The 13876-nt window shown below is 36.6% G+C and carries 16 protein-coding genes; 9 read left to right on the top strand and 7 right to left on the bottom strand.

All coding sequences use genetic code 11. The features are described from left to right. The first annotated feature begins 7 nt into the window (after positions 1-7). From AC2VNP_RS17330 to AC2VNP_RS17345, 4 genes are all read left to right on the top strand, one after another. Positions 8-1084 carry a GerAB/ArcD/ProY family transporter gene (locus tag AC2VNP_RS17330; RefSeq protein WP_486918539.1) on the top strand — a complete coding sequence of 359 codons (1077 nt, stop codon included), beginning with the start codon at positions 8-10 and terminating at the stop codon, positions 1082-1084. Further along, positions 1081-2193 (top strand): Ger(x)C family spore germination protein, encoded by a 1113-nt coding sequence (locus AC2VNP_RS17335; RefSeq protein WP_486918540.1) that lies wholly within the window; start codon positions 1081-1083, stop codon positions 2191-2193. The genes AC2VNP_RS17330 and AC2VNP_RS17335 overlap by 4 nt, the downstream gene beginning before the upstream one ends. Positions 2194-2275: 82 nt before the next feature. Continuing rightward, positions 2276-2521, top strand: a complete 246-nt coding sequence (locus tag AC2VNP_RS17340) for a YkuS family protein (protein WP_486918541.1) — start codon at positions 2276-2278, stop codon at positions 2519-2521. Between the two features lie 98 nt (positions 2522-2619). Next, positions 2620-3471 (top strand): manganese catalase, encoded by an 852-nt coding sequence (locus AC2VNP_RS17345; protein WP_486918542.1) that lies wholly within the window; start codon positions 2620-2622, stop codon positions 3469-3471. Positions 3472-3564: 93 nt separating this feature from the next. On the opposite strand, the gene AC2VNP_RS17350 is transcribed toward AC2VNP_RS17345, so the two are convergent. From AC2VNP_RS17350 to AC2VNP_RS17360, 3 genes are all read right to left on the bottom strand, one after another. Beyond that, positions 3565-4038, bottom strand: a complete 474-nt coding sequence (locus tag AC2VNP_RS17350) for a spore coat protein (RefSeq protein ID WP_486918543.1) — start codon at positions 4036-4038, stop codon at positions 3565-3567. A gap of 131 nt (positions 4039-4169) precedes the next feature. Continuing rightward, on the bottom strand, positions 4170-4517 hold the full coding sequence (locus tag AC2VNP_RS17355; RefSeq protein WP_486918544.1) for a hypothetical protein: 348 nt from the start codon (positions 4515-4517) through the stop codon (positions 4170-4172). 251 nt (positions 4518-4768) lie between these two features. Then, positions 4769-5608 carry a mechanosensitive ion channel family protein gene (locus tag AC2VNP_RS17360; protein WP_486918545.1) on the bottom strand — a complete coding sequence of 280 codons (840 nt, stop codon included), beginning with the start codon at positions 5606-5608 and terminating at the stop codon, positions 4769-4771. Positions 5609-5988: 380 nt separating this feature from the next. Here AC2VNP_RS17360 and AC2VNP_RS17365 point away from each other — a divergent pair, with 380 nt between their 5' ends. From AC2VNP_RS17365 to AC2VNP_RS17380, 4 genes are all read left to right on the top strand, one after another. Then, positions 5989-6540 carry a peroxiredoxin gene (locus tag AC2VNP_RS17365; protein WP_486918546.1) on the top strand — a complete coding sequence of 184 codons (552 nt, stop codon included), beginning with the start codon at positions 5989-5991 and terminating at the stop codon, positions 6538-6540. Between the two features lie 86 nt (positions 6541-6626). After that, positions 6627-7085 carry a TlpA family protein disulfide reductase gene (locus AC2VNP_RS17370; RefSeq protein ID WP_486918547.1) on the top strand — a complete coding sequence of 153 codons (459 nt, stop codon included), beginning with the start codon at positions 6627-6629 and terminating at the stop codon, positions 7083-7085. A gap of 218 nt (positions 7086-7303) precedes the next feature. Continuing rightward, positions 7304-8536, top strand: coding sequence for a peptidoglycan-binding protein (locus tag AC2VNP_RS17375; RefSeq protein WP_486918548.1), 1233 nt, complete (start codon positions 7304-7306; stop codon positions 8534-8536). 177 nt (positions 8537-8713) lie between these two features. Continuing rightward, positions 8714-9379, top strand: coding sequence for a potassium channel family protein (locus tag AC2VNP_RS17380; RefSeq protein ID WP_486918549.1), 666 nt, complete (start codon positions 8714-8716; stop codon positions 9377-9379). A 149-nt stretch (positions 9380-9528) separates the two neighbouring features. Here AC2VNP_RS17380 and rnjA read toward each other — a convergent pair whose 3' ends face one another. Continuing rightward, positions 9529-11196 carry a ribonuclease J1 gene (gene rnjA, locus AC2VNP_RS17385; RefSeq protein WP_486918550.1) on the bottom strand — a complete coding sequence of 556 codons (1668 nt, stop codon included), beginning with the start codon at positions 11194-11196 and terminating at the stop codon, positions 9529-9531. Positions 11197-11199: 3 nt separating this feature from the next. Beyond that, a complete protein-coding gene (locus tag AC2VNP_RS17390; protein ID WP_275117760.1) occupies positions 11200-11409 on the bottom strand; it encodes a DNA-dependent RNA polymerase subunit epsilon in 210 nt (69 codons plus the stop codon). 561 nt (positions 11410-11970) lie between these two features. On the opposite strand from AC2VNP_RS17390, the gene AC2VNP_RS17395 reads away from it, so the two are divergent. Continuing rightward, positions 11971-12759: a Cof-type HAD-IIB family hydrolase gene (locus tag AC2VNP_RS17395; protein ID WP_486918551.1), complete on the top strand. Its 789-nt coding sequence runs from the start codon at positions 11971-11973 to the stop codon at positions 12757-12759. 49 nt (positions 12760-12808) lie between these two features. On the opposite strand, the gene def is transcribed toward AC2VNP_RS17395, so the two are convergent. Together def and AC2VNP_RS17405 are read right to left on the bottom strand one after the other, a co-directional pair. Beyond that, a complete protein-coding gene (def, locus tag AC2VNP_RS17400) occupies positions 12809-13354 on the bottom strand; it encodes a peptide deformylase (RefSeq protein WP_486918552.1) in 546 nt (181 codons plus the stop codon). Positions 13355-13490: 136 nt separating this feature from the next. Continuing rightward, on the bottom strand, positions 13491-13664 hold the full coding sequence (locus AC2VNP_RS17405) for a YjcZ family sporulation protein (protein WP_486918553.1): 174 nt from the start codon (positions 13662-13664) through the stop codon (positions 13491-13493). Positions 13665-13876: the final 212 nt, after the last annotated feature.

Genomic DNA, 13876 nt, shown 5'->3' on the forward strand with positions numbered 1-13876 from the left:
AAAGAGAATGGAAGGAAGAGAGTATCAATTTCACTTAATTGTATTAACGTATATGATTCAGTCTGGCGTCGTCATATTCGCTCTTCCTCGAATTCTAGGAGAGGTGTTTGGAACCAATGGCTGGATTGCAATTTTTCCTCTTTCAGCCTTTGTTATATTGAATATTTGCTTATTTTCATTTGTATATAAGAGAATTGGCGAACGTTCTATGTTTGAAGTGATTTCAATTGCATTGCCAAAGTGGATTTACTATCTACTGTTCTTTATCATCATTGTCTTGTGGTGTGCAATCGCTGCCCTTGTATTAAAGCAGTTTGCGATTATTATTCAAATTATCTTTTTTCCAACAACGCATGTTTTTTGGTTTATTACAACTATGTTTATTATAGTTTTTGTTTTTTTGAATTTAGGAATAACGAACATGATAAAAGCAACAACAATCTTTTTTTATTTTTCGATATGGACGTTGTTATTAGGTTTGATTTTTTTTAGGGAATTCGATTTCGTTCGATTAACTTCTTTTTTGTTTAAGGACGGAGATCTCTCCCTATTTCAAATTTCATCCGTTTATACCTCTTTTCTTGGTTTTGAAATTATGTTCTTATTAACACCATATGTAAAAAAGAGTGCCAAATTAGTTCGTTCTATGATACTTGGTAATTTAGTGACAACCTTCGTTTACGGATACACCTCGTTAATTTGTTTTGGATTTTACAGTCTACAACAATTAGTTAAAATTCAGTTTCCGACTCTGGAGCTTTTTGCATACATTGAGGCCCCGTTCTTAGAAAGAGTAGACAATTTAATTGTGCCTGTTTTTATCATAAAAATCATTGTAACGGGGGTTTTCTTTATATGGGGAGCAATAGAGGCGTTTCGTTATATGGGTACAAAAGTCAAAGAGAAGAAAAGTATTATTATAATAGTTGGTTTTGCTTATATAATTACTTACTTTTTCACTACCTATACAGAATTAGAGACGTTGTTAACGTATTTAGCAGTGATTGAAATCGGTGTGGCGTTCGGTTTGCCCCTGCTCGTCTTGTTACTCCTACCGATTGCAAGAAGGAAGGTGCAGCTATGAAGATAATTCAATGGCTTCTATTAGTCGTTCTGTTAGTTGGTTGTACCGACCAGAGAATTATTGAAGAGGTAGGTTTCATTCAAGGGATGTCATTGGATATCGCTGATCCAAAACAACATGAAGCTGACAATCGATTACTTGTAACTGTGTCTATTCCTCAAGTAGACCCAGAAATGGGTGCGAAGCGAGAAGTTTTAACAACATTAGCAAATAGTGATAAAGAGGCAATGCTCGCTATTTCTCGTAAATCAAATCGACAAATTGTAAGTGGTCAATTAAGGACATTGTTTTTTGGATTAGAACTTTCGGAACATGGAATCGGTGAGAATATTGAAACGATGAATAGAGATCCGATTTTTGGTCCAAGAGTTAAAATTGCAGTTGTAAACGGCAAAGCGCATGATTTATTAATCAAAGATTACAAGCAACATCCGAGGACAAGCAGGTATGTGGATCAACTACTCGAAAAAGAAGCAAATTTAAATATGATACCTGAAGTTAGGATTTATCAATTTACGAGGGACTGGATGGATAAAGGTATTGATCCTGTTGCCCCTATTCTAAAAAAAGGCATAGATGATATTATCGTTGATGGAATTGCTCTTTTTCAAGACGATCGTTATGTAGGAAAAATTGAGCCTAAACAAGCGCGCATTTTCTTTTTTTTAAGCGGAAAATTCACTGGCGGTGCCTTACAAATGTCGTTTAAAGAGGAAGGTGTCGAACGACCTGTACAAGTATTATATTCTTCGGTCGTAAATCGAAAAAAGATTAACGTGATACATCATGGGCCGAATGATATTGAGATTGTACTGAACATCTGGGTACGTGGTCAATTACTGGAGTATAATGGCAAGTTAGAGGTTGCGAGTGAGGAAGGGCAACATCGATTAGAGAGAGAGATTGAGAATTATATAAAAAACGAAGTCGAAGATATTATTAAGACTATGCAACAATTAAATGCAGATAGTATTGGAATAGGGAGATATGTTAGAAATAGTATGAGTTATAATGACTGGAAACAGATGGATTGGAGAGAGGTATTCCCAACGATACATGTTACATGTAACGTAGAAGCAAAAATTAGAGACTTTGGATACTTTAGATAATAACAAAATTAGAATAAAAATCCTTTTTTTGTACAACCTAACAGTGAAACAAATAATTGAAATGTTTTTGGAGGTGTATGTCATGCCAAAAATTGGTGTGGAACAATCGTTAACTGCTGTACAACAAGAACTTCAATCAAGAGGCTATGATGTCGTTCAATTAAAGCAAGAGCAAGATGCAAATGGTTGCGATTGCTGCGTAATTACAGGCCAAGACCAAGATATGATGGGGATTCAAAATGTGGTTACAGCTGGATCTGTTATTTCAGCACAAGGAATGACGGCTGAAGAAGTTTGTCAACAGGTCGAGCAAAAATTGAATCAATAATGATAAAAAAGGTGAGGTACACTTGTTATAGTGTCCTCACCTTTTTTTGGAATAGGACATTCTAGTCACCGAATGTAATAAGTATGGAGGTGATTAACATGTTTTATCATGTAAAGGAGTTACAACATCCTGCTAAACCTGAATGTCCAGATCCAGTCTTTGCAAAAAAATTGCAAGAGATTTTAGGAGGCCAATTTGGCGAAATATCAGTAGCATTACAATATTTATTTCAAGGGTGGTCATTTAGAGGAGACGAAAAGTACCGAGATCTACTTATGGACACTGGAACAGAAGAGTTGGCACATATTGAAATGCTAGCAACGATGATTGCAAGATTACTTGATGGTGCACCAGTGGGGGATTTAGAGGATGCCGCAAAAGATCCTGTCATTGGAGCAATCTTAGGTGGTATGAATCCACAGCATGCAATTGTTTCTGGCTTAGGTGCCATGCCTGCTGACAGTGTGGGTAACCCATGGACAGCAAGCTATATTAATGCGAGTGGGAACTTATTAGCTGATTTTCGTATGAACCTAACTTATGAGTCTCAGGGACGACTTCAAGCAGTAAGGCTTTATGAAATGACGAATGATCGTGGAGTTAAGGATATGCTTTCATGGTTAATTGCTCGTGATACGATGCACCAAAATATGTGGAAAGCTGCTATCGCTGAGCTAGAAGCTCAAGAAAATATTGTTGTTCCGAGTACGTTCCCTCGGCATTTGGAAAAACAAGAAGTTTCATATACCTTCTTCAATTTATCACGTGGTGAAGAAAGTAGTAGAGGACGATGGGCAAGTGGACCAAGTATGGATAGTATGGGGCAATTTCAGTATGTGGCGCAACCAGTTCCATTTGGTAGAAAGCCTAAACTTAAACCAGCTCCGCCTTATATGCATAACACGATGCTGCCAGGCCATCATCATAATATCCCGCCGCATTTGGCATAAACATAAGACTCTCCCTTTACCACGACACCTCTTTAATTTATTAAAGGTGCCTGGTACCAGGGAGAGTCTTTTTTGCGCCTTGCGCTTTTCTTATTAAAGAATGTCGATTTGAACTAGTAACGCTAGTAATAGTTGAAGTAACACTTGAATGTTTGCTGCCACTTGAGTATCAGTTGTTGTAACTTTGACGTTACGTGAGTTTTCAATAATCGTTTTTTGTTGCGTTACTTGCTTGATCTTAGAAGATTGAAGTAATTCTTGCGTAATCATTTCTGCTTTTGAACTGTCTGCAATTGAAATACTAATTACAATTGCAATAGCTGCTTGTAATGAAGCTTGAAGAGATAGTGCAGCTTTAGTATCAGTACTATTTACAGAAACATCACAAGAATCCTTAATCATAATAAGCTCTTCAGATAACTGAATTGTTTTATTCGTCTGTTCAGCTACTTGTGTAACATCATCTTCTTTTTTCGGTGGGCATAATGGGTGTTTCTTTTTAGGATCTAATGCTGACCAATCTGACTTTTTCTTATCAGTTGAATAGAAAACTTCTTGGTTGCTCATAATCAGTTATTCCTCCTTTTCGTGTATCTACTTCAACTTATGTACTACAAGTGAACCTTGTTTGGACAAATACCCTGATTAAATCGTCCAAATGTAAAAAAACAGCTCCAACAAATTTGGAGCTGCTAGGCTTACTTTCTTCGATATTGATTGAAAAAGGTTTTTACGGATGTAACATCATTAGCAGATTGGAAGGTTTGACGTTTTGGTGTACTTGGCTGGGGTGCTTGATTTACTTGTGGTGTTTGAGGTGTTGATGTGCTTTCAGTTGAAAAGTCTTGTTCTGTTAGTCGTTTATTTTGGTTTTCAAGAAATTGTTGCACCTCACTTTCAATATCTGCAACAATCTCTCTAATTTGACTTCTCTCTTTTCTAGACAAGTCTATATCTGTAGGACTGACATCGTGCTTCTTTAATACTTGACCTACAACTAACTCCATTAATTTCTTTTGGTTATTTGGATTGAAGTTTTCACTCATCTTGAATCTCCCTTTCTTTACGTACAAGATATTAATAACATATGGGTAATATGCCGAAATGGTGTAGGCAGCCAAAGAATCTCTTAATATAAATATAAAAAGTGACCGATAACAAGTTATCAGCCACTTTTTTGCAAGGTTAATCAATCTATTCTGTTACGTCTGCTTTGACTTTTGGACTTTACTTACAAGACAATAAAACATCTGATAGGCCAAGTTAAGAACTTCGAGAAAGAGCCCTTATAATTGCCTCAAGTATTTTTCTTTTCAATATAAACTTGATGCGGGAATGGAATCTCAATACCATTTGCATCTAGAGCTTCTTTTAGCTCCTTACGCAAAGTACGTTCAACTGCCCATTGTTCCATATTAACAGTCTTCGCAACAATACGAAGAACAACATCAGAATCTCCTAAACTTTGGACACCAACAACGTTAGGCCCTTCTACAATTCTTTCATCCTCAGTTGCAATCCGATCACATACTGCTTGCATCACTTTCACAGCTTTATCGATATTGTCATCGTAGGAGATGCTCATATCTACTAATGCACGCATATTGCCTCTAGAGTGGTTACTAACACTTGAGATATTTCGGTTAGGAATAAAGTGCAAAGTCCCGTCAAAACCTCTAATTAAAGTTGTGCGTAATCCAACCTCCTCCACAATGCCATCTAACCCTGAAGCTGTTACGTAATCGCCAACATCAATTTGTCTTTCTAATAAAATGAAAAAGCCAGTAACGACATCACTAACCAAGCCTTGAGCACCAAAACCAATTGCTAAACCAATAATACCAGCACCCGCAATTAACCCGGTCGCATCAAGCCCGAATATACTAATTACAATCGTAATAAATACAAAGATAAGGACGTATGAAAAAGCATTCAATGCTAACTTTTCTAATGTTTTAACTCGACCTAACGATATATCTCTTTGCTCTTGCATCTTTGTAAAGCCTGTCTTAATTATTTTATTTCCAATAGACTTAGCGATAATAAACGCAATGATAGCAATTACTGCTTGCCCAAGGATCTCTATGCCTCCTTCTAAAAATGACGTCCAATTAATATTTTCAAACCACTGATTCACATAACCACTCCTATATTTATTTTTATACGGGTTTATTCTAAGTAAAAATTCATCGAGATATGAAGTTCACCTATTTAAAGAAAACCTCCCCTTATTCTATTCCCAGAAAATTTGAATGTAAAACGATAAGTGTAGAAAAAAGGAGAAGATTTTTTGAAATTTAACAAGATAAATGAGTATTTTTTAAATGTATTCCGAGAGTTTTTTGTAGAAAAACTTTAATAATTGTTTACGTAAAATTAAAGTTTAGTTCATTAAACTGTGGGTATAATAGCAATAGTGTGACAAGAGGAAGGGATATGATAGTAATTTAGATTAAATATAATAAAAATAACCTTCTCTTAAATCTCAACGTAAAACCACTTAGGAGGTATGTACATATGTCAGATAAGCGTATGGTAGCTAAGCAAGCACCTCGTTTTGAAATGGAAGCTGTTTTACCCGACAAAGAATTTGGAAAAGTTAGTCTTGAGGATAATATGAAAAACGATAAGTGGACCGTTCTATTCTTTTATCCAATGGATTTTACTTTCGTTTGCCCGACAGAAATTACTGCACTAAGCGATCGTTATGATGAGTTTGAAGATTTAGATGCAGAAGTAATTGGTGTTTCTACTGATACCATTCACACGCACAAAGCATGGATTAACACTTCTCGTGATGACAATGGATTAGGTGAATTAAAGTATCCATTAGCTGCTGATACAAATCACCAAGTTTCCCGTGATTATGGCGTATTAATTGAAGATGCTGGTGTAGCACTTCGTGGATTATTCATTATTAGTCCAGAAGGTGAGCTAATGTACTCTGTAGTTAACCACAATAACATTGGCCGTGATGTTGATGAAACGTTACGTGTACTTCAAGCACTACAAACGGGTGGACTATGTCCAGCAAACTGGAAACCAGGACAAGAAACTTTAAACGCTTAATTTAAGTACATATGATAAAAAAATAAAGGTCTAGCATTTATGTTAGACCTTTTTCAACTATTTTAATATATCAAGGAGGGAAAGGGATGGCACTAAAGTTACGCTCACCAATGCCTGACCTAAGCGGTGCAACTGAGTGGTTAAACGGCAGTGGGATAAGTAAAGAAGAATTACTAGGAAGTAAACCGACACTATTTCACTTTTGGTCCGTTTCATGCGGTCTTTGTAAAGATGCGATGCCAAATATTAATGAATTCCGTGATAAATATGCGGACCAGTTAAATGTAATTGCTATTCACATGCCACGTTCTGAAAAAGATACAGATATTGAGCAGATCAAACAAGTAGCTGAGGAGCATGGCATATCACAACTAATTGCTGTTGATAACGAACATAAAATTACGGATGCGTTCGAAAATCAGTATGTCCCTGCCTACTATGTGTTTGATGCCGAAGGTCAACTTCGACACTTCCAAGCAGGTGGAAGTGGTATGAAGATGTTAACTAAACGTGTTAATCGAGTGTTAGGAATCAAAGAAGATTAACCTTAAATATAAATAAATAAACCTATTTATGAGCAGTCGAATGTGTAAAATTCGCCTGCTCTTTTTTCGTATTTGAAGTATGAATGTTAAGAGATTCTTAGGTTAACTACGTTTTGTGTTTCAGTTCTAAGGTAACAAAAGGCTGTATATTAGAAAAATGACTATGGGTATATCACCATTTTTCACTTATTACCATATATAAGTAATGAGGTGATTTGATGAATATTATAGACAAGCGTAATTCATTAGCGAGACACGCGAGTAGAAGATACCGTCGTCGTTCTAGAGGTGCTATTAGAAATATTGCTATTCATCATAGTGCCACAACTTCAGGAAGTGCAGAAGCTTTTGCGAGGTACCATGTAAACAATTTAGGTTGGCCAGGAATTGGGTATCACTACGTAGTAGATCGAGATGGGTCTATTAGCTGGTGCCATGATCTAGAAGTTGTTAGTTACCATGTAGGTAACAGTAATGGAATGGCTGTTGGCGTTTGTATGGTCGGAGATTTCCGTACTCAGACTCCTACATCTCAACAACGTGAAGCAGCTTTAGAACTAACACAGTTTTTAATGAATGAGCTCAATATACCTGTAGATAACGTGTGGGGCCACATTGAATTTCCTGGGTATTCTTGGAAACCATGCCCTTCAATCAGTATGACGCAATTCCGCTCTCAATTAGCTGAGAGAACGGGTCAAACTGACCGTTCAGCTATTCCTTCCCCTACGTATGTTGCTGGAGCTAGACAACGTACGATTTTGTCTAGAGGCGATCAAGGGGATGATATTATGGCACTCCAAGAACGTCTAAATGAATTGAATTTCAAGCCAGGACCAATCGATGGAATTTTTGGACCACAGACGTTTGATGCAGTTGTTCGTTTTCAACGAGCTGCAGGTATAGCTGTAGATGGAATTGTAGGACCTCAAACACGTAGAGCGTTAAGAGATTTTGATGAGAATATGGAAATTGTTGAACACGGCTCACCAACAGATGAACCTGACGAGCGAGAGGAAATATTTACAAGTGAATCAAGAAGGATGTTACGTCATATTACACCTATGATGCGTGGGGAAGATGTACGTGAAGTTCAACAAAAAGTGGGAGCGATGGTTGATGGATTGTATGGTCCTGAAACAGCACAAAGAGTGAGAGACTTTCAACGAAGAGAAAATCTTACTGTAGATGGTATAGTCGGACCGCAAACATGGAGAGCGTTGGATCGTGTCAGCCCGAATGAACATCCCGGTTATACACGTTTACTCTCTCTGCAAACACCATTTATGAGAGGAGCCGATGTGAGAAGGGTTCAACGTGCTTTAAATGTTACCGTAGATGGTTTATACGGCCCAATTACTGAACAGGCGGTTAGAAACTTTCAGCGAAGGGAAGGTATAACAATCGACGGAATTGTCGGGCCGCAAACTTGGTCACGTTTATTTTCATAACCAATTTACAGTTAGCAACAATGTGCCAGTTCTCCTCTAACTGATATGAAGGACTAATAAAACGGTTCCTTATATTGAGGTTGAGGTACCTGGCACTTTGTTTTTTTAGGGGCATTCAAAATTCTTTCTATGATAAAATTAAAATAAAATAATAAGGCTTGAGTGAGGAGGGGCTTCATGAAAAAGCAATTTGCTGTAATTGGTTTAGGAAGATTTGGAGGCAGCATTTGTAAAGAGCTGAGTAGACTTGGAATGGAAGTTATGGCAATTGATCATTCTCCAGAAAAAGTAGACGAATTTAAAGACATTGTCACTCATGCAGTAGTAGCTAATTCCACGGATGAAACGGCCTTAAAAAATTTAGGTATACGAAACTTTGACCATGTAATTGTTGCGATCGGCGATGACATTCAATCAAGTATTTTGACAACATTAATGTTAAATGAATTAGGTGTTAAGCATATTACAGTAAAAGCACAAAATGACTATCATGAAAAAGTGCTTGAAAAAATTGGAGCACATGAAATTGTTCATCCAGAGCGAGATATCGGGATTCGCATTGCACATCATATTGTCTCCAAAAATGTTTTGGACTACTTAGAACTTTCTGATGAATATAGTATAGTTGAGTTGATTGCCGGTGAAAGAATACACGGAAAAACATTAATAGACCTAGATATTCGTGCTAAGTATGGGATTAATATTATGGCAATTAAACGCAAAGAAGAAATCAATGTTTCTCCGCAAGCTTATGAAAAAATTTGTAGAGGAGACATATTAATTGTTATCGGCGCCGATAGAGATATTGACCGCTTTGAAAAACAGTTGTTAGATGAAGGATAATGCGGTTTATATTATAGAATAAGTTTAAAGAAAGATGAAGAGCGCCGCCGATTTTAATAAAATTAAAGCAACATCTGAGGTTCCTTTTAACCAAAATAAAGAGAGTAGAGGTCATACAACTATTGCCGCTACTCTTTTTATTATGAATTTTATACTTCCATAATTATAGGTAATATCATTGGTTTTCTCTTCGTACGCTCGTAAAGGAAAGGACCAAGAATATCACTTATTTCATTTTTGATTTCAGACCATTGCGTCGTTTTTCTATCCATAACCTCATCAAGGTGTTTAGCAAGCATTTGTTGTGCTTCTTGTATTAAATCTCCAGCTTCACGCATATACACAAAGCCTCGAGAAATAATATCTGGTCCGGCAGACACTTTAAATTCTTTCATGTTTAAGCTTACAACAACAACTACTAATCCTTCTTCCGATAGGATACGACGGTCCCGCAAAACAATATTTCCGATATCGCCAATACCGCTTCCGTCTACATAAACTGAACCAGAAGGAACTTTACCAGAAATTATGGCTTCTTCTTTATTCATTGAAAGGACTTCACCGTTATCCATAATAAAGCAGTTCTTCTCAGGTACACCACAATCTTGTGCGAGCTTCGTATGCATTTTTAACATACGATACTCCCCGTGAATAGGTAAGAAGTATTGGGGCTTAATGAGTCGTAGCATTAACTTTTGTTCTTCTTGTCCACCATGACCAGAAGTATGAATATTGCTCAAAGAACCGTGAATGACATTCGCACCAACACGATAAAGCTGATTAATGGTCTTACTCACACTTAAAGTATTGCCTGGTATTGGAGATGATGAAAATACAACCGTATCTCCAGGAATAATTTGGATTTGTCGATGCGTACCAAAGGCAATTCGTGATAATGCAGCCATTGGTTCACCTTGGCTTCCTGTACATAAAATCGTTACTTGGTTGTCAGGAAGTTTATTTAATTGGGATGGTTCTATAAACGTACCTTTAGGTGCGCGAATATAACCAAGCTCTTGTCCAATTGTTAAAGCCGATTCCATACTTCTCCCGAAAACGGCAATTTTTCTACCGTACTGAACTGCAGATTCAACAACTTGTTGTAAACGATGAATATTGGAAGCGAAGGTTGCAAAAATAACGCGCCCCTCTACTTTTCTAAATATATTGTCAATACTTTCACCGACTTTACGCTCTGACATGGTAAAGTCAGGGATCTCACTATTGGTACTGTCTGAAAGGAGGCATAGTACGCCTTCTTCACCGATTTTGGCCATTTTTGTTAAATTGGCTGGTTCACCAACAGGTGTAAAATCAAATTTAAAATCACCAGTATGAACGATGCTACCAGCTGGTGTTTTTACTACAATTCCATATGCATCAGGGATACTATGAGTGGTTCTAAAAAATTCAACAGATGTATTTGCAAATTTAATCGGTTGATCTTCATGAATTTCGTGCATTTTTACTTTGCGAAGTAGTCCGTGCTCTTCTAATTTATTTTTGATTAAACCAAGAGCTAGTTTTCCGCCGTATATGGGAATATTTACGTCTCGCATTAAAAATGGAATTCCACCGATGTGGTCCTCGTGTCCGTGCGTTATAAATAGACCTTTAATTTTTTCTTCATTCCGAACTAGATATGTGTAATCGGGAATGACATAATCTATTCCAAGGAGCTCATCCTCTGGAAATTTAATTCCCGCATCAATTAATATGATTTCATCTTGATATTGGACTGCATAGGTGTTCTTGCCGATCTCACCTAAGCCTCCTAATGCAAAAACAGATGCTTGATTTGGTTTAGCTTGTTTCATGTCTTACCCCTGTTCTATCTGAAAGTTAGGATTTTGTTTTTCATACTCAAGAAACACACCTGATATTTGTTGAACAAATTCGATGCTGATGTTTTTGTCGGCAAGTTTTTTTCGAGCTTCTCTTTCACTGTTCGCTTCAACATAATAAGATCTTGTATTTTCTCGAACAGGAACTTGGTCGGGTCTTGGTTGATAGAATACTTTATAAATCATAATACCTCTCCTTTAATAAGTGTTGAACCTTTTATTTATTATCATATTATAAATTAAATTGGTTAGATTTTCATGCATTTATTCTTCTTTGCCAATTTATTTCAATAATATTCATTTTTTATGTAAAAAGGGGAAGCTTTTTGAAAATCTTCCCTTTGTTAGTTATACGTTTTAATGTGGGCTTTGCGCAAGTCTTTTTTTGGGAAGTATTCCTCGACAGTGCTTGACCAATTTTCGTTTCAATTTTTTTAACATGTCATCCGCCTCCTTTTAGGAAGTGATATAAATATACGGTCCTAACATTTTGTTTTGTCTTAGTATGTGGAAATTTATAAAAAAACTTCAAGGTAATAAATGGCTATTAACATTTTTTCTTTAAACTCAGTTTAAAATCCTTCATACTGATAAGAGTAAGTTGGAATATACTTTGATTAAAACTTTATCGCTTTTTGTTTTAGGTCTTTGACCAGAGTGATAAGAGCGAAGTATCGCTTAGCAACGGTATATGAGCGACAATAAGGTTTATAAAAAAGTAAAAAATATAGAGAGGAAGCTATGTAAATGATGAAGGGAAGAGAAGAAAAGATTGTTTTTTTTGATATTGACGGAACTTTATATGACCATAACAAAATGATTCCTAGTTCAACAGTAGCTGCAATTAAAGAGTTGAAACGAAATGGAGTTCATGTCGCTATTGCGACTGGCAGAGCGCCTTTTATGTATACAGAGTTGCGGGATGAATTAGGAATTGATACATATATTAGCTTCAACGGTTCCTATGTGATATTTAACAATGAAGTTATTTCTAAATCACCGTTAGAAACAGACAAACTTAAAGTACTAGAGAAGGACGCCTTGGCAAATGAACATCCAATGATCTTTTTAGACAACAATAATCACTATTCTAATTATAAAGAGCACCCTTATATTCATGAATGTATTAGCAGCTTAAAGCTGAACTTACCTGACTACAATCCAGACTTTTACCATTCACAAGAAGTATATCAGGCGTTAATCTTCTGTGAAGATCATCATGAAGAGATTTACATGCATGGACATGACCACTTTGATTATGTCAGGTGGCACCGTTATTCGATTGATGTCTTACCCAATGGAGGTTCCAAAGCGAAAGGAATTGAAATCCTTTTAAAGCAGATGGGTATCCCTGTGGAAAACGCGTATGCTTTTGGTGATGGTTTAAATGATAAAGAGATGTTGTCTTATGTAGGTACGGGTGTAGCGATGGGGAATGGCCACGAAGAGGTGAAAGATGTCGCAAATATAGTAACGAACCATGTAGACGATGACGGGATTTTAGTTGGTCTTCAAAAGGTTGGACTCTTGAGATAAATACGATTAGAAAAAGACGTGACACACGATTTGTAGTCACGTCTTTGTGTTATAGCTTAGGAAGTGATTTGGTAAATTTATCTTGGTAACCTTCTATACGGTCGTAGAACATAATTCCATTTAAGTGATCAATTTCATGTTGGAACACAATGGAAACTAGTCCTTTCAAACGCATTGTAACTTCTTCACCCTCAAGTGTAGTACCTTTTACCGTTATCCTAGAGTATCGTGGGACGAGTCCAGGAACGTCTCGATCAACAGAAAGACAACCTTCACCATTCTCTAAGTGATTTAGTTCAACTGAGTGGCTTATAATTTTCGGATTAAACATCCCGCAACTTACTAATTCCTCATTTTCGTCATATACATGAACAGCGATCATTCGTTTACTAATTCCAATTTGCGGTGCAGCAATACCGATTCCAGGTCTTAAATTATAACGTTCGGCTATTTCAGGGTCTTGACTGTTAATAACAAATTGAAGCATTCCTTCTAAAGTTTCTTTGTCTTCCTTTGATGGTGGAAGTGGTACATCTTTTGCTATTTGTCTTAAAACAGGGTGCCCTTCCCGTATAACATCTTTCATCGTGATCATTTCTTCTTACAACCCCTTTATTTGCATTTACATATGTATCTTAATAAACATATATTATTTCGTACTTATAGTATACCAAAAAGGTAAAACGGAAAAAACGGAAGTCATTATTGACTTCCGTTTTTTTATAAAAATATTAGCAGCCGTATTTAGACGCACCAACGATAATTAATAGAATGAAGAGAACAACGATTAAAGCGAAGCCTCTTCCGCGTCCATAGCCGTGTACTGGTGCAGCATAAGCACCTGCAACTTGTGGTCCATAACCATATCCACAAGGATCATAGCATCCGAATCCGTGTCCGTACATTTTATATGACCTCCTTTTAAAAATGCATCGCTTTCTTGCGACTCACTAATAACCTATGCAGGCCAATATAATCGTGTTTGGTCATATACCCAATTTTCATTATTAAATTTTTCATGTAGTTTGAAGTACTATATTTCTTCAAACTCAATATACTACCTATAAAAGTACAAGCGCGTTGAAATAAATATTGTCAACTGAGGTGTTTTCGTATA

It is taken from the genome of Alkalihalobacterium sp. TH-98 (assembly GCF_057473385.1).